Annotated in this window: 27 protein-coding genes; 19 read left to right on the top strand and 8 right to left on the bottom strand. The window is 65.3% G+C overall.

The genetic code is table 11. The features are described from left to right. Window positions 1–8 precede the first annotated feature (8 nt). Window positions 9–761, top strand: a complete 753-nt coding sequence (locus WQQ_RS05430) for an SDR family NAD(P)-dependent oxidoreductase (protein WP_007184079.1) — start codon at window positions 9–11, stop codon at window positions 759–761. A gap of 15 nt (window positions 762–776) precedes the next feature. Then, on the top strand, window positions 777–1208 hold the full coding sequence (locus tag WQQ_RS05425; RefSeq protein WP_007184078.1) for a tautomerase family protein: 432 nt from the start codon (window positions 777–779) through the stop codon (window positions 1206–1208). Here the strand turns inward: WQQ_RS05425 and WQQ_RS05420 are convergent. Then, window positions 1191–2945, bottom strand: coding sequence for a sigma-54-dependent Fis family transcriptional regulator (locus tag WQQ_RS05420; protein ID WP_007184077.1), 1755 nt, complete (start codon window positions 2943–2945; stop codon window positions 1191–1193). The genes WQQ_RS05425 and WQQ_RS05420 overlap by 18 nt on opposite strands. A 339-nt stretch (window positions 2946–3284) precedes the next feature. Here WQQ_RS05420 and WQQ_RS05415 point away from each other — a divergent pair, with 339 nt between their 5' ends. Genes WQQ_RS05415 through WQQ_RS05390 form a run of 6 tightly spaced genes read left to right on the top strand, consistent with a single transcriptional unit; the run spans window position 3285 to window position 7974 of the window. Continuing rightward, on the top strand, window positions 3285–3554 hold the full coding sequence (locus WQQ_RS05415) for a phenol hydroxylase subunit (RefSeq protein ID WP_007184076.1): 270 nt from the start codon (window positions 3285–3287) through the stop codon (window positions 3552–3554). 41 nt (window positions 3555–3595) lie between these two features. Then, entirely contained in the window at window positions 3596–4591 is a 996-nt protein-coding gene (locus WQQ_RS05410; protein WP_007184075.1) for an aromatic/alkene monooxygenase hydroxylase subunit beta, read from the top strand. Window positions 4592–4599: 8 nt separating this feature from the next. After that, window positions 4600–4884: an MmoB/DmpM family protein gene (locus WQQ_RS05405; protein ID WP_007184074.1), complete on the top strand. Its 285-nt coding sequence runs from the start codon at window positions 4600–4602 to the stop codon at window positions 4882–4884. A 39-nt stretch (window positions 4885–4923) separates the two neighbouring features. Then, entirely contained in the window at window positions 4924–6522 is a 1599-nt protein-coding gene (locus WQQ_RS05400) for a YHS domain-containing protein (RefSeq protein WP_007184073.1), read from the top strand. Between the two features lie 28 nt (window positions 6523–6550). Further along, window positions 6551–6910, top strand: coding sequence for a phenol hydroxylase subunit P4 (locus WQQ_RS05395; protein ID WP_007184072.1), 360 nt, complete (start codon window positions 6551–6553; stop codon window positions 6908–6910). Between the two features lie 2 nt (window positions 6911–6912). Next, window positions 6913–7974 carry an NADH:ubiquinone reductase (Na(+)-transporting) subunit F gene (locus tag WQQ_RS05390; RefSeq protein WP_007184071.1) on the top strand — a complete coding sequence of 354 codons (1062 nt, stop codon included), beginning with the start codon at window positions 6913–6915 and terminating at the stop codon, window positions 7972–7974. 7 nt (window positions 7975–7981) lie between these two features. On the opposite strand, the gene WQQ_RS05385 is transcribed toward WQQ_RS05390, so the two are convergent. Beyond that, window positions 7982–8893, bottom strand: coding sequence for a LysR family transcriptional regulator (locus WQQ_RS05385; protein WP_007184070.1), 912 nt, complete (start codon window positions 8891–8893; stop codon window positions 7982–7984). A gap of 153 nt (window positions 8894–9046) precedes the next feature. On the opposite strand from WQQ_RS05385, the gene WQQ_RS05380 reads away from it, so the two are divergent. Genes WQQ_RS05380 through dmpG form a run of 8 tightly spaced genes read left to right on the top strand, consistent with a single transcriptional unit; the run spans window position 9047 to window position 15193 of the window. Continuing rightward, complete coding sequence (locus tag WQQ_RS05380) at window positions 9047–9391, top strand: 2Fe-2S iron-sulfur cluster-binding protein (RefSeq protein WP_007184069.1); 345 nt, start codon at window positions 9047–9049, stop codon at window positions 9389–9391. Continuing rightward, window positions 9388–9828, top strand: coding sequence for a GlcG/HbpS family heme-binding protein (locus tag WQQ_RS05375; protein ID WP_007184068.1), 441 nt, complete (start codon window positions 9388–9390; stop codon window positions 9826–9828). Before WQQ_RS05380 ends, WQQ_RS05375 begins: the two co-directional genes overlap by 4 nt. Beyond that, a complete protein-coding gene (locus tag WQQ_RS05370) occupies window positions 9825–11309 on the top strand; it encodes a 2-hydroxymuconic semialdehyde dehydrogenase (protein WP_007184067.1) in 1485 nt (494 codons plus the stop codon). Before WQQ_RS05375 ends, WQQ_RS05370 begins: the two co-directional genes overlap by 4 nt. Before the next feature lie 11 nt (window positions 11310–11320). Next, on the top strand, window positions 11321–12115 hold the full coding sequence (gene dmpE, locus WQQ_RS05365; protein ID WP_040453600.1) for a 2-oxopent-4-enoate hydratase: 795 nt from the start codon (window positions 11321–11323) through the stop codon (window positions 12113–12115). Next, complete coding sequence (gene dmpH, locus WQQ_RS05360; protein WP_007184065.1) at window positions 12112–12900, top strand: 2-oxo-3-hexenedioate decarboxylase; 789 nt, start codon at window positions 12112–12114, stop codon at window positions 12898–12900. The genes dmpE and dmpH overlap by 4 nt, the downstream gene beginning before the upstream one ends. Window positions 12901–12960: 60 nt before the next feature. Continuing rightward, the gene (locus WQQ_RS05355; RefSeq protein ID WP_007184064.1) at window positions 12961–13209 is read left to right on the top strand and encodes a tautomerase family protein; all 249 of its coding nucleotides are present in this window, start codon (window positions 12961–12963) and stop codon (window positions 13207–13209) included. Next, entirely contained in the window at window positions 13206–14117 is a 912-nt protein-coding gene (locus WQQ_RS05350) for an acetaldehyde dehydrogenase (acetylating) (protein ID WP_007184063.1), read from the top strand. Before WQQ_RS05355 ends, WQQ_RS05350 begins: the two co-directional genes overlap by 4 nt. Next, window positions 14117–15193, top strand: a complete 1077-nt coding sequence (gene dmpG, locus WQQ_RS05345) for a 4-hydroxy-2-oxovalerate aldolase (RefSeq protein ID WP_007184062.1) — start codon at window positions 14117–14119, stop codon at window positions 15191–15193. Before WQQ_RS05350 ends, dmpG begins: the two co-directional genes overlap by 1 nt. A 14-nt stretch (window positions 15194–15207) precedes the next feature. Here the strand turns inward: dmpG and WQQ_RS05340 are convergent, their stop codons facing one another. From WQQ_RS05340 to WQQ_RS05320, 5 genes are all read right to left on the bottom strand, one after another. After that, a complete protein-coding gene (locus WQQ_RS05340) occupies window positions 15208–15897 on the bottom strand; it encodes a Crp/Fnr family transcriptional regulator (RefSeq protein WP_192812948.1) in 690 nt (229 codons plus the stop codon). Between the two features lie 128 nt (window positions 15898–16025). Beyond that, window positions 16026–16658 carry a response regulator transcription factor gene (locus WQQ_RS05335; RefSeq protein ID WP_237715014.1) on the bottom strand — a complete coding sequence of 211 codons (633 nt, stop codon included), beginning with the start codon at window positions 16656–16658 and terminating at the stop codon, window positions 16026–16028. A 62-nt stretch (window positions 16659–16720) separates the two neighbouring features. After that, on the bottom strand, window positions 16721–18094 hold the full coding sequence (gene hemN, locus WQQ_RS05330; protein ID WP_007184058.1) for an oxygen-independent coproporphyrinogen III oxidase: 1374 nt from the start codon (window positions 18092–18094) through the stop codon (window positions 16721–16723). Beyond that, window positions 18091–18441, bottom strand: coding sequence for a TraR/DksA family transcriptional regulator (locus WQQ_RS05325; protein ID WP_007184057.1), 351 nt, complete (start codon window positions 18439–18441; stop codon window positions 18091–18093). Before WQQ_RS05325 ends, hemN begins: the two co-directional genes overlap by 4 nt. Before the next feature lie 87 nt (window positions 18442–18528). Further along, on the bottom strand, window positions 18529–19554 hold the full coding sequence (locus tag WQQ_RS05320) for a 2-hydroxyacid dehydrogenase (protein ID WP_007184056.1): 1026 nt from the start codon (window positions 19552–19554) through the stop codon (window positions 18529–18531). Between the two features lie 249 nt (window positions 19555–19803). Here WQQ_RS05320 and WQQ_RS05315 point away from each other — a divergent pair, with 249 nt between their 5' ends. The 3 genes from WQQ_RS05315 to WQQ_RS05305 all read left to right on the top strand — a co-directional run bounded on the left by WQQ_RS05315 (window position 19804) and on the right by WQQ_RS05305 (window position 23854). After that, window positions 19804–20421: an OmpW/AlkL family protein gene (locus tag WQQ_RS05315; protein ID WP_007184055.1), complete on the top strand. Its 618-nt coding sequence runs from the start codon at window positions 19804–19806 to the stop codon at window positions 20419–20421. Window positions 20422–20508: 87 nt separating this feature from the next. Continuing rightward, window positions 20509–21600: a fatty acid desaturase gene (locus WQQ_RS05310; protein ID WP_007184054.1), complete on the top strand. Its 1092-nt coding sequence runs from the start codon at window positions 20509–20511 to the stop codon at window positions 21598–21600. Between the two features lie 82 nt (window positions 21601–21682). Beyond that, a complete protein-coding gene (locus tag WQQ_RS05305) occupies window positions 21683–23854 on the top strand; it encodes a putative bifunctional diguanylate cyclase/phosphodiesterase (RefSeq protein ID WP_237715049.1) in 2172 nt (723 codons plus the stop codon). Window positions 23855–23905: 51 nt separating this feature from the next. Here the strand turns inward: WQQ_RS05305 and WQQ_RS24235 are convergent, their stop codons facing one another. Continuing rightward, window positions 23906–25063, bottom strand: a complete 1158-nt coding sequence (locus WQQ_RS24235; protein WP_040453053.1) for a two-component system sensor histidine kinase NtrB — start codon at window positions 25061–25063, stop codon at window positions 23906–23908. Window positions 25064–25188: the final 125 nt, after the last annotated feature.

The raw sequence follows: 25188 nt of genomic DNA, 5'->3' as shown, positions 1-25188 counted from the left end.
GCGCGCTCGTGAACGCAGCGGAAATCGCCGTCGTCGTCGGCAGCACCGGCGCGATGGGGCAGGTCATTGTGCGCCGTCTGGCGCAGCGTGGGCTCAAGGTCGTTGCGGTTGCTCGTTCGGAGAACTCGCTCGCCTCGCTCGTCGCCGAAGCTCCCGGAACCGTCGCCTGCGCGGCGGACATCGCCACGGACAGCGCCATCGAGGCGATAGCCGCGCATCTCGACCGGCCCGTCCGCATGGTCGTGCACGGTCCTGGTGTCGCGACCGCAGGCGGCGTTCGCGATGCTCCGACCCAAGCCGTCATCGATGCGGTGAACATCAAGGTGGGCGGCATGCTGCGGCTGGTGCGTTCGGTCGATCGTCGGCTGGCGCGCCATTCGAGGCTCGTCGCGATCGGCGGTCACTACGGCTTCGAGCCGACGGCTTATGCGGCCACCGCGGGTGTCGCCAATGCGGCGCTCGCCAATCTGATGCGCCAGTTGTCGTGGGCCTACGGGGAGCGCGGCATCACCGCGCATCTGATTGCGCCGGGGCCTGCGGATACCGAGCGCTTGCGTCGGGTCGCCGAATCCCGGGCGGCGCTGGCCGGGGCTGGCGTCGATTCGATCTACGCCGAGATGAAGCGCGAATCCGCGATCGGGGCATTCACCTCGGTCGAGCAGATCGCATGGGCGGTCGAGCTGCTGCTGGCCGAAGAGGCCGACGCGTTTGCGGGCAGCACCTTGTTCATGGACGCTGGGCGGCGCAGGGGCCTGCCCTGAGATCGGAGAGCGCCAATGCCCATCCTCACGATTCATCTGGCCGACGGTCGCTACAGCGATGAGCAATGCGAGCGCCTGCTGGCCGCGACGAGCCGCTTCTATGCCCAAAGCCTGAAAAGCCCGATCGAGCGCGTGCGCGTGTTCATCGAGGCTTACGCGGCCAGGCGCATCGCCGTCGGCGGCGTATCGGTGCAGGCGGGTGCGGACGATGCGCCGTACTTCCACTTCCTGGTGCTCGAAGGGCGTTCGGTCGAGGAGCGGCAGCACTTGCTCGTCGGATTCACCGATCTGATCGTCGACATCCTCGGCGTCAGGCGCGAGCGCGTGCGTGGTGGCTGCTGGCCCATTTCGCCCGAGAACTGGGCGATCGGCGGCGTGCCGGCATCGGTGCTGCGCGCGGCCGAAGTCGCCGCACGCCGCGCCGACGCTTCAAACGCCGCCGTCTGAGCCCTCGCCTCTGCGCACCTTCTGGCGATAGGCCAGCTGCGGGCGCGTCATGCCAAGTGTGCGTGCGGCGGCGGACAGATTGCCGCCCGAGAGCTGCAGGGCCTTGTCGATCAGGGCTTCCTCGATATCGTCGAGCGTCGTGGTATCGCGATCGTCGACGATGCCGGCGAGCAGCTGGGTCACCTTGCGATGCACGCGGCTCGCATCGGCTTCGGCCGCCGGTGCGGCGCCCGCCGTCGTCGGCATGCGGCCCAATGCGCCGCCGGCTCCGACGGCCAGATAGCGTTGCTCCACGCGCTCTCCGCCGCCGAACAAATGCACCGAATCGATCGCGCCATCGTCCGGCGCCATGATCACCCCGCGCTCGACCACGTTCTCGAGCTCGCGAATATTGCCGGGCCAGTCGTAGCTCAGCATCGCGTCGATCGCGCGTGCGGTAAACCCGAGCACCTTGCGTTCGTGCAGGGCGCAGAACTTGCGCAGAAAGTGATTCATGAAGACCGGGATGTCTTCCAGACGCTCGCGCAGCGGCGGCACCATGATCGGGAACACGTTGAGGCGAAAGAACAGGTCGGCGCGGAAGCGTCCGGCGCGTACTTCTTCCTGAAGATCGAGATTGGTTGCGGCGACCACGCGGACGTCGACCTTGATCGTGCGATGCCCGCCCACTCGTTCGATCTCGCGCTCTTGCAAGGCCCGCAGCAGCTTGCCTTGCGAGGTGGCACTCAGAATGCCGATTTCGTCGAGAAACAGGGTCCCGCCCGAGGCGCGCTCGAAGCGTCCCGGCCGGCTGTGCGAGGCGCCCGTGAACGCGCCGCGTTCGACGCCGAACAGTTCGGATTCGATCAGGCTCTCGGGAATCGCGGCGCAGTTGATGGCGACGAAAGGCCCTTCGGACCGCTTGCTGATGCGATGCAGGCTGCGCGCGAGCACTTCCTTGCCGACGCCGCTTTCACCGAGAAACAGCACGGTGGCCTGGGTGTTGGCGACGCGCCGCAGCTTATGGCAGACCGAGTTGAATCCGGCCGATACGCCGACGACGTCGTCGCTGCCGAGCAGCGGCGCGCTGCTTGCCGCGACGCCGTCGGTCAGCTGGTCCGCACGCAATGAATTGAGTTCGGTTTCCGCATCCGACCATTCCTCGGCCGGCTTGCCGACGATGCGGCAGCAGTCCGCGCCCTGCGCCTTGCACTGCACTTCCTTGAACAGAATCGGCCGGCCCATGTAACGGCTCGTGAAGCCCGATGCGTAGCCGATCTGCATCCAGCAGACGGGTTCGGCTTCGAGCCCGTAGAGACGAATGTGCTCCTCGGCTTCGGCCGAGCCGTGCCAGAGATACTCGCCGTAAAACTGGCCGTTCTCCTCGTCGACGTGCGTGCGGACCGGCGTGACCGTGCCGATGCCTTCCAGCATGTGCAGCTGCGGGCCGACGAGCACCGTATCGACCGGCTCCGAGCCCTTGCGCAGGCGCCGCGCGAGCTCGGCGTCATGCGTTCCGGAGTTGTAACCCATGCGCGAGAGCAGGCCGCGCGCTCGCTCGGTGCCGAGGCTCTCGATCAGCTCGTGGCGCAGGACGCCGAAGCCGGAGGCGTGCCACAGCAGCATGCGCTGATCGTCCAGCCAGATGTGGCCGTCGTCAGGTGAAAAATGGATGCGTGAAACCAGATCCGTGTTGTCCGGCATCGCGCCGGTGGACTTGTCCGACGCCTGAGCGGGTTCTTTTTTCGTTTGGGCCATGGAATGCACCTGTCTCCTGCGCCGGAGCATAAAGCAAGCACCCGGCGTCCGCCCGCCTGAAAGCCTGTTGCGATGCAGCGCAAGCATTTCATGCAACCCAGTCAGCCGGGACCGACGCGGAATTTGATCAGTTGATCGATCGCACCATCGGCCGTGACGGAACGAGCACATGAGATACGCGCTGCAAGATCGATAAATCCTAGCGTGCTCAATCCGATGCGTGTGTGTCGAAGCCGGGTGTTCGAGCCTGGCATGTCTGCTGCCATGTAGACCCGCGAAAAAGCGAGCCGCGCATCAGCGGCCCAGTCTGCGAGTTGGTCGTGAGGAGCGGCGTTTCCGATGAATCCAAGCCCAAGCAAGGCCCTGTTCGGCGAAGTCGACACGAACGTACGTTTCGTCAGGCGTCAGCGGACCAACGAGCATGGATACGTCGAATTTTCGTTCGGCATCGGCTCGGCCGATCTGATGGTCGAGCTCGTGCTCAGCGAAGCCGACTTCGCCGAATTCTGCGCCACCAACCGCTGTATCGAACTCACGCCAGAGCAGGCGCTCGCAGTCGAACTCGAGCAAGCCAAATGGCGTTACGGCAGGCCCGGACTTACCGAATAGCGCTTCCCGAACAGAACTTCATCTTCAAGAGGAGAACTTGCATGGCGGTCGAGATCAGGACCAATGGCGTCAAGCCGGTCCGCAACACGTTCGCGCATCTGGCCCGTCGCTTCGGCGACAAGCCGGCGACGCGCTACCAGGAGATTGCCTACGACGTGCAGCCCGAGGTGAACCTGCACTACAAGCCGCTGTGGGATCCGGACGGCGAAATCTACGATCGCCGTCGCACCGCAGTTGCGATGCGCGACTGGTATGCGCTCAAGGACCCGCGGCAGTTCTATTACGGCAGTTACACGACGACGCGCGCCAAGCAGCAGGACGCGCTCGATCGCCAGCTCGATTTCGCGGAGAAGCGCGAGCTGCTGCGTTTGCTGCCCGAAGACCTTCGCGAGTCCATCGTGTTCGCGCTGGTTCCGCTGCGACACTACGAGTGGGGGGCGAACATGAGCAATTGCCATGTGGCGGCCTACGGGTACGGCACGGCCATCACCCAGGCGGCGATCATGGTCACCACCGATCGGCTCGGCATGGCCCAGCATCTGTCGCGCATCGGCCTGCTGCTCGACGGCAATTCCGGCGATTCGCTGAGCCGCGGACGCTCGCTGTGGATGCACGATCCGCTCTGGCAGGGGTTGCGTGCCCAGGTCGAGGCGCTGTTCGTCACGCGCGACTGGTTCGAAGTGCTGGTGGCGCAGAATCTCGCGGCCGACGGCGTCGTCTATCCGCTTTTCTATCAGCAGTTCGACAAGCGGATCGCCGCGCGCAGCGGATCGGCCTTGTCCGCGCTGACCGATTACCTGCTGCGCTGGTATGAGGAAACCGCGAAGTGGGTCGACGCCACGATCAAGACCGCAGCGGCCGAAAGCCCGGAGAATCGCGATCTCATCAGCCAGTGGTTCCGCCAGTGGCGGGATCGCATGGCGGACGCCGTGAAGCCCTTGTCGCAGTCGCTGCTCGGCGATGCGGCGGACGAAGCGCTGTCGACGGTGCTCGCGCAGCTCGATGCGCGCGCGACCAAGCTCGGCCTGACGGTCTGAGTCTGGCCATGACCCGATCCACACAGCCGGTCTTCATCGCCCTGCAGGCCAACAACGACACGCTCGCGATCATCGAGGCGATACGCGAGGACAACCCGAACGCACAGGTCAACGAATACCCGGCGATGGTCAAGATCGACTGTCCCGGGCGCCTCGTGATTCGTCGCGAATCGATCGAGGAGCGTATGGGGCGCAGCTTCGATCTGCGCGAGATGCAGATCAATCTGATCTCGCTCGCGGGCGAGGTCGACGAGTCCGAAGACGAATTCATTCTCGAGTGGAAGACCGCCTGAGCGGTCGTTCCCTCAAACGCACAGAACAGGAGAACCATCATGGCCGCCGACGGTGACCGCAAGCCCGCCAAGAAGCTCAACCTCAAAGAGAACTACGCACTGCTGACGCGTGGCCTGGGTTGGGAGCCTAGCTATCAGAAGAAAGAAGACATCTTCCGCAACGTCGATTTCGAAGGCATCAGGATTCACGACTGGGACAAGTGGGAAGACCCGTTCCGGCTGACGATGGATGCCTACTGGAAGTACCAGGGCGAAAAGGAGCGCAAGCTCTACGCGATCATCGACGCCTTTCAGCAGAACAACGGCCAGTTCAACGTGACCGACGCGCGCTACGTGCAGGCGCTCAAGGTGTTCCTGAACGGCATCGTCGGGCTCGAATACGCCTCGCATCGCGGCTTCAACATTCTCGGGCGCGAGTTCCCGGGCGTGGGACCGCGCATCGCGGCGCAGATGCAGGCGATCGACGAACTGCGGCATGCGACCACGCAGATTCACGCGATCAGCCACTACAACCGCTACTTCGAAGGGATGGCCGACTTCCCGCAGCAGTTCGATCGGGCCTGGTATCTGTCGATCCCGAAATCGTTCTTCGAAGACGCGGTCTCCAGCGGTCCGTTCGAATTCATCGTCGCCATCAGCTTCGCGTTCGAGTACGTGCTGACCAATCTGGCCTTCATGCCGTGGATGTCCGGGGCTGCGTTCAACGGTGACATGTCGACGGTATCGTTCGGCTTCTCGGCTCAGTCCGACGAAGCGCGGCACATGACGCTCGGCATCGAGGTGATCAAGTTCCTGCTCGAACAGGACCCGGCCAACGTGCCGCTCGTGCAGAAATGGATCGACAAGTGGTTCTGGCGCGGCTACCGCTTGCTGGCGCTGCTCGCGACGATGATGGACTACATGCTGCCCAAGCGCGTGATGTCCTGGTCCGAAGCCTGGACGATCTACTACGAGGAAAATGGTGGAGCCCTGTTTGCCGACCTTGCACGCTACGGCATCAGGCCGCCGAAGTATGCCGAGGTCACGGTCAAGGAAAAGAGTCGCGTCAGCCACGAAATGTGGAGCGTGTTCTATACGGTCCGTGACGCGCTCGGCTTCCCGGTCTGGCTGCCGTCGAAAGAGGAGATGGACTGGTTCTCGGAGAAGTATCCGGACACGTTCGACCGTTACTATCGTCCGCGCTTCGAGTACTGGCGCGAGCTCGAAGACAAGGGCACGCCGTTTCGCAGCAACACGCTGCCGAAGCTCTGCCAGGTCTGCCAATGGCCTTGCCTGTACACCGAGCCGGACGATGCGAGCGAGTTCGTGCATCGGCAGGGCGAGTATCAGGGCGAGATCTTCCACTTCTGTTCGGACGGCTGCAGCGACATCTTTCACGACGAGCCCGAGAAATACGTGCATGCCTGGCTCCCGGTGCATCAGATCTACCAGGGCAACTGCTTCAAGGAAGGTGTCGATCCGACGTCGCCGGATTTCAATCCGATGGCCGCTGCGCTCGAGTACATGGGCATCAAGCCCGGTGTCGACGGTGGTTTGATTCGCGATCACGTCGATGCCAGGCGCTGGGAGGAATGGACCGCTCGCCCGGCGAACCTGCACGAAGGCGCGATCACCGGCGCCGTCCGCAAGACCACTTAAGAACATCGGCCCAGATCAGGAGAAGACGATGCCAGTCAAGGCGATCAAGCCGGGTTACCACGGCGAATACAAGGACGGGGTAGAGAATTTCCACGGCCAGCAGTTGCTCAACATCAGCTGGGACAAGCACATCATGTTCGGCTTTCCGGTGTGCATTCCGGTGCCGCCGCAACTGCCGTTCGGTGCCCTGATCGAGAAGGTGCTGCCGGGCATCTACGGCGCGCATCCGGATTTCGCGAAGATCGACTGGAGCACGGTGCAGTGGTCGACGGCCAAGGGTGCGTTCGTGCCCGAGCCCGAGCGCTCGCTCGCCGAGCACGGTCTGCGGCACAAGGAGCAGATTCGCTTTCGGACGCCGGGCCTCGACGGTCACAACGGGGCCGGCTGAAGATGAGCTATCAACTGACGATAGAGCCGCTCGGGCAGACGCTCGAGATCGAGGACGACCAGACCATTCTCGACGCGGCCCTGCGTGCCGGCATCTGGTTGCCGCATGCCTGCTGCCATGGCCTTTGTGCGACCTGCAAGGTGCAGGTGCGCGAAGGCGATGTCGATCACGGCGACGCGTCTCCGTTCGCGCTGATGGATTTCGAGCGTGACGAAGGCAAGACGCTGGCGTGCTGCGCCAGACCGCAGTCGGATATCGTCATCGAGGCCGACATCGACGAGGAGCCCGATGCCGAAGTGATTCCGGTGCGCGACTTCGGAGGCACCGTGACGCGTGTCGAATCGCTGACACCGACGATCAAGGCGGTGTTCATCCGCCTCGAAGAGCCGATGCATTTTCAGGCGGGCCAGTATGTGAACCTGAGCATTCCGCTGCCGGGCGGAACCATCACGCGGGCGTTCTCGCTCGCCAATCCGCCGTCGTCGGGCAACGAGGTCGAACTCAACATCCGCATCGTCCCGGGCGGAGCGGGCACCGGCTGGATCCACGAGTCGCTGACGGCCGGCTGCAGGCTGACGCTGGCCGGACCTTACGGTCGCTTCTTCGTACGCAAGTCGGCCGAACAGCCGATGCTGTTCATGGCCGGGGGCTCCGGGCTATCGAGCCCGCGCAGCATGATCGTCGACCTGCTCGAAGGCGGGGTTACGCAGCCGATCACGCTGGTCTACGGTCAACGCTCTCGCAACGAGCTGTACTACCACGAGCAGTTTCTGGAGCTGGCCGGGCGGCATCCGAATTTCCGCTACGTTCCGGCGCTGTCGCACGAGCCCGAAGACAGCGATTGGGACGGCTTTCGCGGCTTCGTGCACGAGGCGGCGCGAGCGTGTTTCGACGGCGATTTCCGCGGCCAGAAGGCTTACCTGTGCGGCCCTCCGTTGATGATCGACGCCTGCATCACCACCCTCATGCAGGGCCGGCTCTATGAACGCGATATCTACAACGAGAAGTTCATCTCGGCCGCCGATGCGCAGCAGGCCAGGAGCCCGCTGTTCCGCAACATCTGAGGCGCGCTCAGCGCTTCTGCGAGCGCTTGTGATTCCTCGCCACGGCGAGAAAAGCCTGCAGCAGCGGCGATTCGTCGTCGGAGCGACGGATCATGCAGAGTTCGATGTTCGCGCGATCCTTCTCGCGCAGCGGAACGTAGACCACGCCGGGCAGACTCAGGTTGCAGGCCGAGTCGACGACGATGCTGATCCCGGCGCCTGCGGAAACCAGGGCGACGGCGGTCACCACGTCGTCGACCTCCTGCACGATGGTCGGGGTGAGCTCATGATCGAAGAACATGCGCTGCAGCTGATCGATGAAGCCGCCGCGCGGATTGCGCGGATACAGCACCAGCGGCTGGCCCTGCAATTCGCCGAAGGCCACGCTGCTGCGTTCGGCGAACGGATGCGTGGCCAGCACCGCGACGTGCAGGCGCTCGGTCAGGATCGACTCCCATTCGAGATCGATCTCCTCGCCGAAGAAGCGATTGAAGCCGACCGTGAGCCTGCGCTCCTGCAGTGCCTTGATCTGCCCGGCACGATCGAGGTTGTGCAGCACGATCTGCACCTGCGGGTACTGCTTGCGAAAGCTCTGGATGATGCGCGGCACCACGTCCAGCGCGGCCGAGCCGAACACGCCGACATCCAGGCGCCCGAGTTCGCCGAGGCCGGCGAGCCGCATGCGGTCGAGGGCTTGCTCGGTGAGCGTGAGAATGTTGCGCGCGTCCTCGTAGAAGAGGCGGCCCGCGGGCGTCAGATCGATCCCGCGTGGCTGGCGGACGAACAGCTGCGTGCCGAGCAGCTCTTCGAGCTGCTGCACCTGCCGTGTCAGCGGCGGCTGCGAGATGTGCAGGCGCTCGGAAGCCGCGCGAAAACTGCGGCTTTCGGCGATCACCACGAAGTAACGCAGGTGACGGATTTCGATCGCGTTGAGGTTCATCGCCGGCTCCTGCAGTGCGAAGTCGAATGATACTCCGGCGGTATCGAAATGGGGCGATAAAGGTATTAGACCGTATCGCTTGCCGGTCGTACTGTGACCTTGAGATGAAATAGCGCCGAGTCCAGGCGTGCGGCACACGGAGGAGTCGGGAAGATGCGCTTCAAAGTCACGATGCACGATGACGGCAGCACGTTCGCCTGCGAACGGGAGCAGCCGGTGTTGAGCGCGATGCTGGCCTCGGGCTGCAGGTCCGTGCAGGTCGGCTGTCGCAGCGGAGGCTGCGGAGTCTGTCGGGTTCAGATCGTCGAAGGGCAATGGGAAGCCGGTGCGATGAGCCGCGCCCAGGTCGACGCCGACGCCCGGCGCGCCGGGTATTCGCTGGCCTGTCGTTTGTATCCGCGCAGTGATCTGCGCCTGCGTGCAGTGGGCCGGCTCGTTTCGGCCATCGTCGGCGGACGCTCGGCTTCGGCGCCCGACTCGCGCGGAGCCGGTCGATGAGCGCCCCCCTGTTCGTGCGGGAAGCGGTGATCACGCACGGGGCCGCATTGCGCGTGCTCGCGGCGACGGTTGCACATGCGGAGAAGCTCGGCATTCGGATCAACGTTGCCGTGGTGGACAGCGCGGGGCGGCTCGCCGGCTTCGTGCGCATGCCGGGCTCTTTCGGCATGTCGATCGAGATGGCCTGCAAGAAGGCGCGCTGCGCCGCGGGCCTCGGCGCCGAGCCCGAGATCGTCGAGCAGATCGTGGTCCACGAAGCCCCGCGTGTGGGCGAAGGATTGATGTTGCATCCGGATTTCACGCTGATTCGAGGCGGCCTGCCGCTACGCATCGAGGGCGAGCTGATCGGTGCGGTCGGCGTATCCGGCGGAAGTGAAGACCAGGACGTCGCCTGTGCGCAGGCCGGCGTCGCAGCGATTACAGGAGATGCAGCATGAGCAGTGAACGGTCCACAGCGGTCCGCGACTTCCGCCACTTCATCGGCGGCGAGTTCATCGCCAGCGAAAGTGGCAAGACCTTTGAGAAGCGCCGTCCGACCGACAATGCGCTGGTGGGTCACATTCACGAAGGTGGCCAGGCCGAAGTCGATGCGGCCGTGCGCGCGGCCCGTGATGCGATGCAGGGGCCGTGGAGCAGGATGACGGTCGAGCAGCGCACCGCGCTGCTGTACAAGGTGGCCGACGAAATCACGCGCCGCTTCGACGATTTCGTCGCCGCCGAAATGGCCGACACCGGTCAGCCGAGGAGCATGATGGAGCATGCCTTCATCCCGCGCGGCGCGGCCAACTTCAAGATCTTCGCCGACGTGGTCAAGAACGTCGCCACCGAATCGTTCCAGACGCCGACGCCCGATGGTGCCGGTGCGCTGAACTACGCGATTCGCGTGCCCAAGGGCGTGATCGGCGTGATCTGCCCGTGGAACGCGCCGCTGCTGCTGATGACCTGGAAGGTCGCGCCGGCCCTGGCCTGCGGCAACGCCGTCATCGTCAAGCCTTCGGAGGAGACCCCCGGCACCGCGACCCTGCTCGGCGAAGTGATGAATGCAGTCGGCATTCCGAAGGGGGTCTACAACGTCGTGCATGGACTCGGCCCGAACTCGGCCGGAGAGTTCCTCACGCGTCATTCGGGCGTTTCGGCGATCACCTTCACGGGTGAAACCCGCACCGGGGCGGCGATCATGAAGGCCGGCGCCGATGGCATTCGCGACGTGTCGTTCGAACTCGGCGGAAAGAACGCCGGCCTGGTGTTCGCGGACTGCGATTTCGACGCGGCGATCGAGGGCAGCATGCGTTCGGTCTTCCTCAATTGCGGACAGGTCTGTCTCGGCACCGAGCGCCTGTACGTCGAGCGCCCCATCTTCGATCGCTTCGTTGCGACGCTGAAGGAACGCGCGGAAGCCTTGAAGCCCGGGCATCCGGAAGATCGCGCGACCACGCTCGGCCCGCTGATCAGCCAGGAGCATCGACAGAAAGTGCTCTCGTACTACGAGAAAGCGCGTGCCGAAGGGGCCACCGTGGTCACCGGGGGCGGCATTCCCGAAATGTCCGGCGACCTCGGGCAAGGCTCCTGGGTGCAGCCGACGATCTGGACCGGCCTGCCCGAGACGGCATCGGTGGTGCGCGAAGAAATCTTCGGGCCCTGCTGCCACATCACGCCGTTCGACAGCGAAGACGAGGCGGTGCGCCTGGCCAACGATACCCAGTACGGTCTGTCGACTGCGATCTGGACCCGCGATCTGTCGCGCGCGCATCGCGTCGCGGCCCGCATCGACGTCGGCATCACCTGGGTGAACTCCTGGTTCCTGCGCGATCTGCGCACGCCGTTCGGTGGATCCAAGCAATCCGGCATCGGCCGCGAAGGCGGCGTGCACTCGCTGGAGTTCTACACCGAGCTGCGCAACATCTGCGTGAAGCTTTGACCGCCATGACCCTGAACCCCGACCTCATCCGTCGCTATGGCGACGAGCTTTTCGACGCCTTCGTCGATCGCCGAACGGTTTCACCTCTGACTTCGCGCGAAGCCGGCCTCACCGTCGAAGACGCCTATCGTATCCAGCAGCGGATGATCGCCAGACGTCTCGAACGCGGCGAGACCATCGTCGGCAAGAAGATCGGCGTCACCAGCAAGGCGGTGCAGGAGCTCATCGGTGTCGATCAGCCCGATTTCGGACAGCTGACTTCGGCGATGGCGTTCGAGGAAGGTGAAGCGGTTTCGCTGGCCGGGCTGATCCAGCCGCGCGCGGAAGCCGAGATCGCTTTCGTGCTCAAGCGCGATCTGAACGGCCCGGGCATCACCGCGACCGATGTGCTGCGTGCCACCGACTACGTGGCGCCCTGCTTCGAGATCGTCGATTCGCGCATCACCGACTGGAAGATCCGCATTCAGGACACGGTGGCGGACAACGCGTCCTGCGGTGTCTATCTGCTCGGCAAGACCAAGGCTTCGCCGAGCAAGCTCGATCTGAATCTCGCCGGCATGGTGCTCGAGCGCAATGGCGAGCTGTTCAGCACCGCGGCCGGCGCGGCGGTGCAGGGCGGCCCGGTGAATGCCGTGGTCTGGCTCGCGAATACGCTCGGTGCGCTCGGCATTCCGTTTCGTGCGGGCGAGGTCATTCTGTCGGGATCGCAATCGACGCTGGTGCCAGTCGTGGCGGGCGATTCGCTCAACTGCATCGTCGGCGGACTCGGCTCCTGTTCGATCGACTTCACGGGAGCGGAAGCATGAGCCTGTCCGACGCCATCATTTCCGGGCTCGCGACGCGCGTTCTGCAGGCGCAGGATCACGCGCACACCATCACCAAGCTCACGGACGAATATCCGCAGATGAGCATCGCGGACGCGTACCGCGTACAGGACGAGTTGCGCCGTCGCTGGCTCGCGCGCGGTGAGCGCATGGTCGGGCTCAAGGCCGGGCTCACGTCGAAGGCCAAGATGCTGCAGATGGGCGTCGAGGTGCCGAGCTTCGGCATTCTGAGCAACGCGATGGCGAGGCCCGAGAACGGCGCCATCGCCATCCGCGAGCTCGTGCACCCACGCGTCGAGGCCGAGATCGCCTTCGTGCTCGACAAGCCGCTGCGCGGAAAGCACTGCACGATCGAGCAGGTGATCGATGCGACGGCCTTCGTGATTCCGGCGGTCGAAGTCATCGATTCGCGCTACGAGAAGTTCAAGTTCGACCTCGTCAGCGTGATCGCCGACAACGGCTCGTCCTCACGCTACGTCACCGGTGGCCGTCCGCTCGATCCGCGCGAACTCGATCTGCGCACGATCGGTGTCGTGATCGAACGCAACGGCGAGATCCAGGCCACCGGCGCGAGCGCCGCAGTGCTCAATCATCCGGCCAACGCCATTCTGATGCTGCTCGATCATCTCGCCGATCGCGACGAGGAGCTGGCGGCCGGCAGCTTCGTGATGACCGGAGGCATTACCGAAGCCATTCCGGTGAAGGAGGGCGACAGCATCGTCGCGCGCTTCCAGGACATGGGAAGCGTGAGCCTACGCTTCGCTTGAGCGTCGCGCGCAAGCGCCTCTGGCGCATCCGTCCAGATCAGAACAGCCGACAGGTCCAGCATGCCGATCATCGAATTCCATTTGCTCGAAGGCCGAACCATCGAGCAGAAGCGCCGTCTCTGCAACGCCGTCACCGACACCGTCGTCGAGGTGCTCGGCGTGCGTCGTGAACAGGTGCGCATCCTCATCCACAACCTGCCGCCCGAGAACTTCTCGATCGCCGGCGTGACCGCAGCCGATCGCGCGGCCGCTGCCGGCCCGACCGAGAAGATCGCGGTGACCACCAACGACGAAGGAATCTCCTCATGAGCAAGATCAAATGCGCGATCATCGGGCCCGGCAACATCGGCACCGATCTGATCTACAAGCTGCGCCGCAGCAGCGTGCTCGAGCCGGTCTGGATGGTTGGTATCGATCCGGCGTCCGAAGGCCTGGCTCGCGCTCGCGAGTTCGGACTGAAGACGACGGCAGACGGTGTTGACGGCCTGCTGCCGCATGTGAAGAGCGACGGCGTGCAGGTCGCCTTCGATGCGACCTCGGCCTATGTGCATGCCGAGAACTCGCGCAAGCTCAACGAGCTCGGCGTGCTGATGATCGATCTGACGCCCGCCGCGATCGGCCCGCTGTGCGTGCCGCCGGTCAATCTCGCCGGGCTTGCCGAAAAGCGCGTCATGAACGTCAACATGATCTCCTGCGCGGGCCAGGCGACCATTCCGATCGTCAATGCGGTGAGCCGCATCCAGAGCGTGGGTTACGCCGAGATCGTCGCGAGCCTGTCGTCGCGCTCGATCGGCCCCGGTACGCGAGCGAATCTCGACGAGTTCACGTACACGACGTCGAACGCGATCTGCAAGGTCGGTGGCGCTGCGCGTGGCAAGGCGCTCGCGATCATCAATCCGGCCGATCCGCCGATGATCATGCGCAACACCATCTACTGTCTGACCGACGAAGAGCCCGATCAGGCCAGGATCACCGCTTCGATCCTCGAGATGATCGAACAGGTTCGGAAGTACGTTCCGGGCTATCGGCTCGTCAATGGCCCGGTGTTCGACGGCAAGCGCGTCGCCACCTTCATGGAAGTTGCCGGTCTCGGCGACTACCTGCCGAAGTACGCGGGCAATCTCGACATCATGACCGCCGCCGCGACACGCACGGCCGAGCTGTTCGCCGAGCAATGGCTGTCCGCCGAAGTTTCCAAGATCAGGGAGGTTGCGTGATGAGCGGTTTACTCGACGAAGCGGGCTCGCTGAAGGGCCGCAAGATCACCGTGCACGACATGAGCCTGCGCGACGGCATGCATGCCAAGCGCGAGCAGATCACCATCGACCAGATGGTGAGCGTCGCCAGCGCGCTCGACGACGCGGGTGTTCCGTTGATCCAGGTTTCGCATGGTGCCGGTCTTGGCGGGAATTCGCTGCAGCACGGTTTTGCCCTGCACAGCAACGTGGAATATTGGGACGCGGTCATTCCCAGGCTCAAGCTCACCAAGGTATCGGTGCTGCTGATCCCGGGCCTGGGCACGATGAAGGAGTTGCAGGAAGCCCATGAGCACGGCGTGCGCAGCGTTCACGTGGCCACCCATTGCACGGAGGCGGACACCTCGCCGCAACATATCGCCTACGCGCGCAAGCTCGGCCTCGATACGACCGGGTTTCTGATGATGGCCCATCTCAACGATGCCGAAGGCCTCGCCAGGCAGGGCAAGCTCATGGAGAGCTACGGGGCGCAGACGGTCTACATCACCGACTCGGCGGGCTACATGCTGCCGTCGGACGTGAAGGCCCGTGTGCGGGCCTTGCGCGAGGCGTTGAAACCGGAAACCGAAGTCGGCTTTCACGGCCATCACAATCTCGGCATGGGGATCGCCAACTCGATCGCGGCGATCGAGGCGGGAGCGACGCGCATCGACGCATCGGTCGGTGGCCTGGGCGCGGGCGCAGGCAATACGCCGCTCGAAGTGTTCGTCGCGGTCTGCGATCGCATGGGCATCGAGACCGGCTGCGATCTTTTCAAGCTCATGGACCTGACCGAAGAGCTCATCTTCCCGATGATGGAGCACATCGTCCGTGTCGACCGCGCGTCGCTGACCCTGGGTTTCGCGGGGGTCTACTCGACCTTCCTGCTGCATGCCAACCGTGCCGGAGCGAAGTACGGCGTGCCGGCTCGCGACATCCTCGTCGAACTCGGCCGCAAGAAGATGATCGGCGGGCAGGAGGACATGATCGAAGACACCGCGATGACGATGGCCAGGGAACGCGGCCTGCCGCAGGCGGCTCGCCGGGATGCGGCCTAGCGCGGGCCGCAGCTTCAGGCCACCGTGCGCAGCGCCTCGGTATTGAGGATTTCGCAGCGCGTGCCTCGGCTGCGCAAGATCTCCCGGCCCTGCAGGCGGGTGAACACGCGCGAGACCGTTTCGGTGGCCAGGTCGAGGTGACGCGCGAGATCGGTGCGCGACATCGGCAACTCGATCGCGGCGGAATGGGTCGCATCGGCTTCGATGCGCGAGAGCAGGAACGAGGCGACGCGCCGATCGGCAGTGTAGCGCTCGCGGTCGAGCAGCCGATGCAGGCGCGAGAACTCGCGATCCAGCGCAATGAGCAGGCGGTCGCGGAAGCGCACCGACTCGGCCATGCGCGTGCGCACCGCATTGAGCGGCAGGCGGCAGATCCAGGTGCGGCTGATGGCCTTGGCGCCGGTGCGGTGCACACCGCCGCAGACCGCGTCGAGTCCGGCGACGTCGTTGGCGAGCGCAAAGCTCCGAATCTGCTCTTCGCCTTCGGCCGAATCGACGTAAGTCTTGATGGCGCCGCTGCGGACCACGTACAGCGAATCGCCGGCGTCGCCCGAGCGGAACAGATGTTCGCCCTTGTCGATCACCGTTCGCGTCACCGTCGGCGGGTTCGCGCAGCCCTCGACGAGGGCGGCACCGAGGCAATGAGCACCGCGTGCGCAGTCGCGGCAGGGAGAAGTGGCGGCAGTGGGGCCAGAAGAGTTCATGCTCATGTCGGTCGGCAAGCGTTGGCGGGCTTGCACACAGTCTGCGTCGGCAGCGGCGGGCGGACTATTCGGAGCTTAGGCAGCGCGACTTCGGAAAGTACGTATCGGCGCCGCCGCCGATGGGATGACTAGTTGCGCCGCATTTCGAGTACGGATTCGACGAGTTGCGCGAGCGAGGCCGCCTCCATCTTCTCCATCACGCGCGCCCGGTGCAGTTCGACGGTGCGCTCGCTGATGCCGAGTTCGGCTGCGATGACCTTGTTGAGCCGCCCTTGAACGAGGTGCTCGAGCACTTCGCGTTCGCGCGCGGACAGGCGCTCGTGACGCTCGCGCAGCAACGCGAGCTGCCGGCGTTGGCCCCGGTTGTCCGCATCGAGCGTGAGCGCCTCGTTGATGCGATCGAGCAGTATCTGGTCGTTGAAGGGCTTTTGCACGAAGTCGAAGGCTCCGCGTTTCATCGCGCGCACCGCCATCGGCACGTCGCCGTGGCCGGTCAGCAGGATGACCGGCAGCTCGATGCCGCGCGCGATCAACTGCTCGTGCAGGTCGAGCCCGCTCATGCCCGGCATGCGCACGTCGAGCAGCAGGCAGCCGATCCAGCCCGGCTGCACCGCTTCGAGCAACTCCTTGGGACTTGCGAACACCTGCGCCCGCAGCCCGCAGGACGCCATCAGCATGCGCAGCGCCGAACGCACGGCCTCGTCGTCGTCCACGATGTAGACGGTGCCCGAGGTCGGCATCAGCGGAGGATAGCGAGACAAAGGTTCGGCATCGGCCAAGGATGCCACAGGCCCTGGCGTTTCGGACTGCACGGACATGATGTTCAGGCCGGTGGGCGGGGGGTATGGCGGTCGAAGGTCATCGCGACGAGCCGCAGCAGGTGCCGGCCGTCGGCTTCGATGGCGATGCCGCGCTCGTCCGCATGCAGCCAGCGTTGCTCCGGATCGAGTTCGCGCAGGCACAGGCGCTCCTCGGCGAACAGAGCCGCCGCGTCGACCGCATGGCGTTGGCCGATCTCGGCGTAGTCGACCGCGCCCTTGCACATCACCGATTCGATCACGTCGGCGCGCAGCGCGTCTTCGGCGGTCTGTCGGTAGCCACGCGCGATGGGGAGCCGGTGATGGGCGACCGCGGCCAGATACGCGGCCAGATCGCGCTCGTTCTGCGAGAACGTGCGACCGAGCTGCGAGATCGCGCTGACGCCGAAGCCGAGCACGTCGCGCCCGCTCATCGTCGTATAGCCCTGGAAGTTGCGATGCAGTGCCTGCCGGCCCTGAGCCTGGGCGAGCGCGTCGTCGGGCAGCGCATAATGATCGAGCCCGATCGCCCGGTAGCCGCACGCGGTCAGTCGGGCATGCGCCAGATTGCGCAGGGCCAGCCGGGTTTCGAGCGCGGGCAGCGTGGCCGCATCGATCGCCCGCTGGGCCGCGAACAGCTGCGGCAGGTGCGCGTAGTGGAACACCGCGACGCGATCGGGGCGCTGGTCGACGACGAAGTCGAGCGTGCGGTCGAAGCCCTTGAGCGTCTGCTTGGGCAGGCCGTAGACGAGATCGTAGTTGAGGCTCGCGAAGCCGACCTCGCGCGCCGCTTCGGTCAGCAGCGAGACCTGCGCCGCGCTCTGCACGCGGTTGATCGCGAGCTGCACCTGATCGTCGATGTCCTGCACGCCGAACGACAGCCGGTTGAAGCCCAGGCGCCGCCATTGCGCCACGTCCGTCGGTGTCGCCATGCGCGGATCGGCTTCCATCGACAGCTCGAGCTGATCGGCCGGCGCGAGCTTGAGCCGCTTGCCGAGCTGCGAAAGCAGATCGCCGAACTGAGACGGCACCAGGCTGTTGGGCGTGCCGCCGCCGAAATGGATCTGTTCGACCCGGCGTGCCGGCCCGATCAGCGCCGCCTTGAGCCGGATTTCTTCGATCAGCGCCTCGACATAGTGCGCGATGCGATCCGGGTTGCGGCTGACGATGCGGTTGCAGCCGCAGTAGAAGCAGTTCGAGGCGCAGAACGGAACATGCAGGTACAGCGACAGCGGCTCGACGCACCGCGCCGACAGCCGCGCCGCGTTGACGTAATCCGAGATCGGAAAATCGGGCTTGAATGCGAGCGCGGTCGGGTACGAGGTGTAGCGTGGAGCGCGCAGTTCACGCGCGAGCAGGGCGTCGGGAATGCGTGCGCGTTCTTCGGTGCAGGTGCTCATGCGGGCGCCGAGTGGCTCGCGCAGGACAGGCAACTGGTCGCATAGGGCAGGGCCTTGAGCCGATCGATGCCGATGCGCTCGCCGCAGTGTTCGCAGTAGTCGCCCGCGCCCTCGGCGATGCGCTGACGCGCACGCTTGACCTGTTGCAGCTGCTCGGCCAGCGAGGCTTCGAGTTCATCGAGCACCGGTTGATTGGCGCGTTCGGACAGCGACTCGGAGTAAGCGTCTTCGAGCGGGGCATTGAGCAGCCGGTGCAGATGCACGCGCTCGATGCGATCGCGCAACTGCGCGGCCTGCATGTCGAGTTCGATGCGGCGGGAATCCCCGTCGGGATTGGGGTCTTGCATTGCGGCCTCTCGGGCGTTGATAAGTTCGGGGCAGTGTCCGGCCTCCCCTGGGACCGCACCTTGATTCAGATCAATGCGAGGGCGCTTTCACCGCGTTGCCCGCCGCACGAGGCCGAGGTCGACGCGATTCGGGCTCGTCGTCGCCCGGCCGGCGGCAAAGTCGTCGAGATTCGCGATCGTCGTGGTGGCGATCGCGGCGAGCGCCTCGCGCGTGAAGAAGGCCTGGTGGCCGGTGACGACCACGTTGGGAAAAGTCAGCAGGCGCTGGAAGACGTCGTCTGCGACGATGGTGGAGGACAGATCCTCGAAGAACAGATCGCCTTCCTGCTCGTAGACGTCGAGCCCCAGGAAGCCGACGCGCCCCTCCTTGAGCGCCGCGATGACGGCGGTAGTGTCGAGCAGGCCGCCGCGGCTCGTGTTGATGAGCATGACGCCGGGCTTCATCGTCGATAGAGCCGACGCATCGATCAGGTGATGGGTCTGCGGCGTCAGCGGACAATGCAGCGAGACGATGTCGCTTTGCGCCAGCAGCTCGGCCAGCGGGCTTTGCCGGGCGCCGAGCTGCAACAGGTCGGCGGGGACGGTGAACGCATCGTGCACGAGCACGCGGCAGCCGAAGCCGAGCATGATGCGGGCGAACACCGCGCCGATCCGTCCCACGCCGATCACGCCGACGGTCTTGCCGAACAAGTCGAAGCCTTCGAGCCCGTCGAGCCGGAAGTCGTTTTCGCGCGTGCGGTTGTAGGCCCGGTGCAGATGCCGGTTCAGGGTGAGCACGAGTCCGACCGCATGTTCGGCGACCGCGTGCGGCGAATAGGCCGGTACGCGCAGCACGCAGAGGCCCAGCCGCTGGGCCGCGTCGAGATCAACCTGGTTGTAGCCCGCGCAGCGCAGGGCGACGAGGCGGATGCCGGCCTTCGCGAGCTTTCCGAGGACGACGGCGTCGAGGCTGTCGTTGACGAAGGTGCAGACCGCGTCGAAGCCTTCGGCGAGTCTGGCCGTGTCCACGCCGAGGCGGGCTTCGAAAAATTCGAACGCGTGAGCCTGGGCCGAATTGGCTGCGCTCAGGTCGCGAATGTCGTGCCGGTGGGCGCTGTAGACGATGACGCGCATGGTACTTCCTCATGTCGGGCAGGGGCCGTCGGATTTCGTGTTGTAGCGAAGTGGTGGCGCTCTGTCATCGGCAACCCTCTGGTTTCGCGACAGCTGCGCTGCGCGTCCGCAGCGATGGCTAACGCATGCGAGCGCCTCGCGCATTGATCCGGCGCAAACCCGGTCGCGACGACTACCGACGCAGATCAAGGACCGAATGCAGCGCGGCCTTCATGCTGTGACCGCATTTCGCATTCAAGGAGAATTCAAGTGGCTGCACGAGCAAACACTGTTACGACACTGGCGCTGTGCCTGAGCACCGGCCTGGTCTCCAATGCCGCCCTCGCGCACGAGAGCGGCGAAATCACCGCCCGCGTCGGCTCGCACTACGTCGTTCCGGACAGCGACAACGGCGACGTGGTTGACGTGAAATCGGCATTCGGCCTGACGGGCGGCGTCCAGTATTTCATCTGCCCGAGTCTGGCTGTCGATCTGCTGGTCGCTGCGCCGTTCAAGCACGATATCGCGCTCAAGTCGGGCGGCGGCGATGTGGCCAGCACGCGACATCTGCCGCCGACGCTATCGCTGGTCTGGTATCCGCAGATCAGCGAAACCTTCAAGCCCTTCGTCGGTGCCGGGCTCAACTACACGCTGTTCTTCGACGAGAAGACGCGCGGAGCGCTCGCCGGAACCCGTCTCTCGCTCGACAACTCGTTCGGCGCCGCCTTCGTCGCCGGGCTCGAAGTCGCCATCGATCCGCGCTGGTCGGTCGTCGCCGACGTGCGTTATCTCGATATCGACAGCAAGGCGCGCGTCGACGGCGATTCGATCGGCACCGTGACGGTGGATCCGGTCGGCTACGGGCTGGCGCTCGCGTATCGGTTCTGAACTCTCGCGGTGGGGCATTGACCGAGGTCATTTCGGCCTGGCGCATCAGCTGCTCTGATGCGCTCGTCTCAACTCTCGAACCCCAGTATGACCGTGAGCCCCGCCACCTCTGCCCAAGAAACCGCCATCCCGCACCGCAAGCAGATTCGCGGCTGGCTGATTCCATACAGCGCCCGCAGTACGCCGCGGGCGTTCTGGCTCAGCACTTTCGATCTGCTGTTGTTCTCGCTGCTGCTGTGGGCGACGATCGTCGCGCAGCCGGCCTGGCTGAAGCTGGTGCTGGCTGCGGTGAACGGGTTCGTGATCGGCCGCTTGTTCGTGCTCGGCCACGATGCCTGCCACCAGAGCTTCACCGTGCACCGCAGGCTCAACCGCTGGCTGGGCCGCGTGCTCATGCTGCCTTCACTGACGACCTACAGTCTCTGGGACGTCGGTCATAACGTCGTCCATCACGGCTACACCAATCTCAAGGACTTCGACTTCGTCTGGCAGCCGAAGACGCTCGCCGAATACCAGGCGATGCCGCGCTGGCGCCGCGTGCTCGAGCGCGTCTACCGCAGCGGCTGGGCGCCGGGGCTCTATTACTTGGTCGAGATGTGGTGGCTGCGCCTGTATTTCCCCAGCCGCAGGCAGATGCCGACGCGACGCCGCATCTTCATGCTCGACTCGCTGCTCGTGAGTGCGGCGATGCTGGCCTGGATCGTCGGCCTGGTCATCGCGGCGCGGGCGACGCAGCAGTCGGTCGCCTGGCTGCTCGTCACCGGCTTTGTGGTTCCGCAGCTGGTCTGGAACAGCATGATCGGCTTCATCGTCTACGTGCATCACACGCATCCGGACATCGTCTGGTACCAGGACAAGCTCAGCTGGGGCCGTGCCCAGCCGTTCGTTTCGACGACGGTGCACCTGCGCTTCGACGGCTGGCTGGACTGGGGCACGCTGATCCATCACATCAACGAGCACACGGCGCATCACGTCGATATGACGATCCCGCTGTACCGGCTGCGCAAGGCCCAGCGCGTACTCGAAGAGAAGCTGCCCGGCCACATCGTGGTGCAGACTTTCTCGTGGCGCTGGTACTTCGAGACGGCGCGGCGCTGCCGGCTGTACGACTATGCGCTCGGCCGCTGGATCGACTACGACGGACGGCCCACCGGAACCCCTTCGTTACAACAGACGTGACCCGCCCCGCATTGACACCGATCAATGCGGGCGAGCGTGGGGCGGATTCCAATCGCCGATGTTCTTCGACGCGGTCTTGACGATGCCAGCTCATCCGCAGCCGCCCGCCTCTTCGCCTCCGCCGGATGAAGCAAGCTCCGGCCTCGATCTCGCGCAAACCCGCTCGCTGCTGCGCGTGATCGTCGAGGCGATGCCGAACGCGGTGGTACTCGTCGATGCGGCGGGCAGCATCCAGATCGCCAACTCGCGGGCCCTGCGCCTGTTCGGCTACCAAGTCGGCGAACTTGATGGCCTCGATCTCGACCGGCTGTTGCCCGAGCGCTTCCGCAGCGGACACGCGAGCGCCCGCTCGGTCTTCATGCGGCATCCCGGCACGCGCGAAATGGGCGCCGGCCGCGAACTGTTCGGCCTGCGCAAGGACGGCGTGGAGATTCCGATCGAAGTCGGTCTCGACGTGCTGCGCACACCGCCGCTGACCTTCGTGCTCGCCTCGGTCTACGACGCCACCGAGCGCCGCGAAGCCTTGCGCACCGCCGACCAGGCCACCGCGCTCGCGCAGTCCATCATCGACGGCGCGCCGTTCGCGATCGTCGCCACCGATCTCGACGGCAGGATTCTCGAAGTGAGCCCGGCCGCCACGTCGATGCTCGGACAGGCGCGTGCCGATCTGATCGGACGCAAGCCGTACTCGCTGCGCCGGAGTGCGCACAGCCGCGCAGTGCGCACGATCGCCTTCGACGGCAAGGCCGCTCCGCGCCGGGCCGACTGCTGCCGCGAAGTGCGCAAACGGGTCGACGACGGCGATATCGACCAGCGCGAATGGACGCTGCGCAAGTCCGATGGCCAGCAGCTGCCGATCGACCTGGCGATCAGCGGCCTGCGCCATCGCGACGGCCGCCTCGCCGGTTTCATCGGCATCGCCACCGACATCAGCGAGCGCAAGCGCGTCCAGGCCGCGATGCGCCACATGGCCGAGCACGATGCGCTGACCGGCCTGCCGAACCGCATGCTCATGCGCGACCGGCTGTCGGGGGCGATCGCGCGGGCACGTCGCACGGGCACGCAGGTCGGCGTGCTGCTGATCGACCTCGATCACTTCAAGCACGTCAACGATTCGCTCGGCCATCACGTCGGCGACCGCCTGCTGGTGGTGGCCGCGCGCAGACTCAGCCAGTCGGTGCGGGCCTACGACACCGTTGCCCGCATGGGCGGTGACGAGTTCGTGATCGTGTTGCCCGACCTGGCGGCCCGCCGGGATGCGGTCGAGATCGCCGCCAAGCTCGTCGAGCACCTGTCGGTACCGATGGAGGTCGACGGTCATGCCTTGCCGGTGTCGCCGAGCATCGGGGTCTGCCTGTTTCCGGACGACGGTGACGACGCCGATCTGCTGATCATGAATGCGGACACCGCGATGTACGTGGCCAAGGAAGCCGGCCGTCGGCGAGCGGTGGAGTTCACGCCGCAGATGGCGACCGCCGCGTCGGAGCGCTGGGCGCTCGAACGTGCGCTGCGACTGGCGCTGGAGGTGCACAGCTTCCGCATTCATTACCAGCCGCAGGTCTGCCTGCGGACACGGCGCGTGGTCGGCGCCGAGGCGCTGCTGCGCTGGCCGCAGGACGAGTGCAGCTATCTGTCGCCCACGCATTTCATTCCGGTTGCCGAGCAGACCGGGCTGATCGCGGCGATCGGCGAATGGGTGATGCGCACGGCCTGCGCCGAGATCGGATCGATACGCCATCAGCTGCCGCCGGATTTCCGGCTGTCGGTGAACCTGTCTCCGCGCCAGCTGACGCTCAGCAAGCTGCCTGCGCTGGTCGCCGAATCGCTCGCGCTGTCGGGGCTGGCCGCTGAGCAGCTCGAGCTCGAGATCACCGAGACCTCGCTGCTGCAGGACGACATCGTCCATCTGATCGAGGATCTGCGCGCAACCGGCGTCGGCATCGCGATCGACGATTTCGGTACCGGCTTCTCATCGCTCTCGCGGGTCACGCGATTGCCGATCGACTGCCTCAAGATCGATCGCAGTTTCGTGCGCGACATCGACCGCGACCCGAGCCAGGCGGCGGTCATGGCCGCGATCGTCGCGATCGGTCACCGGCTCGGCATCCGCACGATCGCCGAAGGCATCGAAACCCAGGCGCAACTGCAGGCGACCGCGATGCAGGGCTGCGGTTGCGGCCAGGGGTTCTGGTTTTCGAGGGCGGTGCCGGCATCGCAGCTCGTGCAGACGATCGCGCGCATCGAAGAGACCTGATTCAGGTTTCGCCACCCCGCACCATGCGGAAAAACGCCGGCAAGGGGCCGCTCAGCGCGGCTGGCGCAACGGCAGGACGAAGCTGAAGCGGGCGCCGCCTTTGGGCATGGGCTCGGCCTCGATGTGGCCGTCGTGCGATTCGATGATCGAGCGGCAGATCGCCAGTCCCTGACCGATGCCGTCGGGCTTGGTGGTGAAGTAGGGCTCGAACAGTTGATCGGTCTGCAGCCCGCCGAAACCCGGACCGTTGTCCCACACGCTGAAGCGCACCGCATCGCGTTCGCGCCAGCGTGAAGCCGAGGTTCCGAGTCTCAGTCGATTGGGCAGGCCGGGGCACAGCTGCATCGCCTCGATCGCATTGCGCACGAGGTTGAACACCACCTGTTCGATCTGCACGCGGTCCATCTGCACGTCGGGCAAGTCGTCAGCGAGCTGGAGCTCGATTTCGACCTGGCTACTGCGGATCTCGTGCGAGAGCAGCCAGAGCACGTCGCGCACGACCGAGTTGAGGCTGCCGTGGACGAAGGCCATTTCGCCCTTCTGCACGAAGCTGCGCAGCCGCGTGATCACCTCGGCCGCCCGCTCGCCCTGACGCGCGATCTGCTGCAGCGAATCCTGCAGCAGCTCCACGTCCGCACGTCCGCTCGCGATCAGGCGCAGACAGGCGGATGCCTGCGTGATGATGGCGGTCAGCGGCTGGTTCACCTCGTGGGCGAGGCCGGTCGCCATTTCGCCGAGCGCGGCCAGGCGTGCGGTATGCGCGAGATCGTTGAGCCTGCGCCGGGCTTCGGTCTCGATCGCCTTGCGCTGCGAAATGTCGCGCGTGATGCCGGTGAACAGGCGACGCCCGGGCAGGTGCACCTCGCCGACCGCGAGATCCATCGGAAACGTCGAGCCGTTCTTGCGCAGGCCTTCGACTTCACGGCCGATACCGATGATCTTGGCCTCGTGCGTCGACAGGTAGCGGCCGATGTAACGGTCGTGCTGGCTGCGGTAGGGCTCGGGCATCAGCGAGCTGATGTTCCTGCCGATGACCTCGTGAGCCGCGTAACCGAACATGCGTTCGGCCGCGCGGTTGAAGCTCTCGATGATGCCGCCGTCGCTGATCGTGATGATGCCGTCGACCGCGGTATCGAGTATCGCCCGATAGCGTTCGAGCGATTCGGCGAGTGCGAGGGCAGTGGCTTCCGACAAGGGGGCGGGACTCATGTCCGCAGCATGCCACAGCAGCCCCCTTCCGGGCCGATTCCGCTCCCAAGGCGATTGACCGGGATCAATGTCGCTGCGGCTCGCGGGCACGACACTGCCGCCGTCCTGAAACCAGCCGGAAATCC

It is taken from the genome of Hydrocarboniphaga effusa AP103 (assembly GCF_000271305.1).
Taxonomy (GTDB): Bacteria; Pseudomonadota; Gammaproteobacteria; order Nevskiales; family Nevskiaceae; genus Hydrocarboniphaga; species Hydrocarboniphaga effusa.
The sequence above is the reverse complement of the archived record's forward strand: the minus strand, read 5'-3'. Positions and strand labels throughout refer to the sequence as shown.